The organism is Parafrankia sp. FMc2, from assembly GCF_041008525.1.
GTDB lineage: Bacteria > Actinomycetota > Actinomycetes > Frankiales > Frankiaceae > Parafrankia.
The window spans coordinates 1-2,129 of sequence record NZ_JBFLUG010000343.1 but is presented as its reverse complement, the minus strand read 5'-3'; the positions used below and the strand labels follow the sequence as shown (position 1 = coordinate 2,129).

The 2,129-nt window shown below is 74.8% G+C and carries 2 protein-coding genes; both read right to left on the bottom strand.

The window, feature by feature from the left end:
• On the bottom strand, positions 1-926 hold a 926-nt coding region (locus AB1460_RS37040; RefSeq protein WP_368967199.1), incomplete at its 3' end, for a serine/threonine-protein kinase.
• A 149-nt stretch (positions 927-1,075) separates the two neighbouring features.
• Positions 1,076-2,129: NHL repeat-containing protein (locus AB1460_RS37035; protein WP_368967197.1), on the bottom strand; the 1,054-nt coding region annotated here is incomplete at its 5' end.

The following is a 2,129-nucleotide window of genomic DNA, read 5'->3' as shown; positions in this document are numbered from 1 at the left end:
GCCGCGGGGAGCGCGGACCGGTCCTGGGGGCGGGGCAGGCGGGGCAGGCGCCGGGTGGTGAGCGCACGGACGTCCGCCCCGAGGTGGACGGGGAGACCGGCCCGGTCGAGCCAGTGCCGGCCGAACACACTGGTGGCGGCCCTGGCCAGCTCGAAGGCGAACATCCGGGCCCCAGCCGGCCGATCCTCGGGCCGCTTGGCCAGGCAGCGCAGCAGCAGTGCCCCCAGCGGGGCCGGTACGCCCGGCGGGGGCGGCGGAACGACCTCGGTGTGGTGACGCAGCAGCACCGGCAGCGGCAGCTCGGGCGGCGCCAGCCGGGTGCCGGTGAACAGCTCGTAGAGCACGACCCCGAGCGCGTACAGGTCGGTCGCGGGGCCGAGCCGCTGGCCGGTGATCTGCTCCGGTGCCATGTAGCGCGGGGTCCCCACCACCCGGCTGGCGGTGGACGCCGACCCCTCGAAGACCTTGGAGATCCCGAAGTCGGTGAGCTTGGGCTGCCCGTCCCGGGTGAAGAGGATGTTGGCCGGTTTGATGTCGCGGTGCAGCACCCCGTGCGCGTGGGCGTGCGTGAGGGCGTCGGCCACCGCGAGGCCGACCGCGCAGGCCGCCTCCGGGCGCAGCGCCCGGTGCGCCAACGTGCCGCCGGAGAGCAGCTCCATCACCAGCAGGCACAGGTCGCCGCGCACGACACAGTCGTAGGTCCGCACGATGTGCGGGTGGTCGAGCCGGCTGAGCAGGCGGGCCTCGGTGCGGAAGTCCACCGCCGCGCCCGGGTCCGGGCTGGTGAGGACCTTGACGGCGACGGGGCGGTCGAGTTCCTGGTGGTAGCCCGCGAGGACCAGCCCGAAGGCCCCCGACCCCAGCTCGCCGCCGATCCCGTAGCCCGGCAGGGCGGCGGCCACGCGCCCGCGGTCGACAACCGGCACCGCTCACCTCCCGTCCTCGATCTCCTCGATCGTCTCGTCGATCGTCTCGTCATGATCCTCGGAGCGCTCCCACCGCGCCCGCCTGCTCCCGCTGTCCGGTGCCGCCGCCCGCCGCACCGCCTGGGCGGCGGCGCAGGTACGGCGCCGGGTCAGCCGGGCCCGGTCAGGTGCACGTGCAGCACCAGATTGCGGCGGCGGTCGGTGACGAACAGGTCCCCGGTCGGGTCGAGCGCGACGGGACCGTCGGGGCTGATCGCCGTAGGGTCGATGTCGTCGCGCTTGCCCGGCCGGGCGGTGCCCGCGACCGTGGTGATCACACCGTCGGCGTCGACCCGGCGGATCCGCCGGTTGGTGCGGTCGGTGATGTACAGGACGTCGCGGGCGTCGAGCGCGACCCCCCGCGGGGAGCGCAGGGTGGCCTCGGTGGCGGGCCCGCCGTCGCCGGAGTAGCCCGGCCGGCCGGTGCCGGCCACCGTCTCGATCACCCCGTCCAGCCCGATCCGGCGGATCCGGTTGTTGTCCGAGTCGGCGATGTAGAGCCGGCCGAAGTGGTCCAGCGCCACGCTGATCGGGAACGCCAGCAGTGCCTTGGAGGCCGGGCCGCCGTCGCCCGCGGAACCCTCACCGTCCGTTCCGGCCAGGGTGGTGATGGTCCCGTCGGGGGTGACACGGCGGATCCGGTTGTTCGCGGTGTCCGCGATGAACACGGTGCCGTCGCGGCCGGCGGCGACCCCGCCCGGGTACCACAGCGCGGCGTCGGTGGCCCGGCCCCCGTCACCGCCGAACGCGTGCTCGCCGTTGCCGGCGACCGTGGTGATGATCCCGGCCGGGTCGATCCGGCGGATCCGCTGGTTGAAGGTGTCGGCGATGAGAATGTTGCCGGCCGGGTCGAGCGCCAGCGCCGAGGGGTGGCTCAGCTGAGCCTGAGTCGCCGGCCCGCCGTCGCCGGCGAAACCCTCCACGCCGGTCCCGGCGATCGTGACGATGGTGCCGTCCACCGAGATCCGCCGGATCCGGTTGTTGCCGAAGTCGGCGACGTAGATGTTGCCGGCCCAGTCGGCGACCATGCCGAAGGGCCCGTCGAGGGCCGCCGAGCCGGCCGGCCCGCCGTCGCCCGCGGAACCCTCACCGTCCGTTCCGGCCAGGGTGGTGATGGTCCCGTCGGGGGTGACACGGCGGATCCGGTTGTTCGCGGTGTCCGCG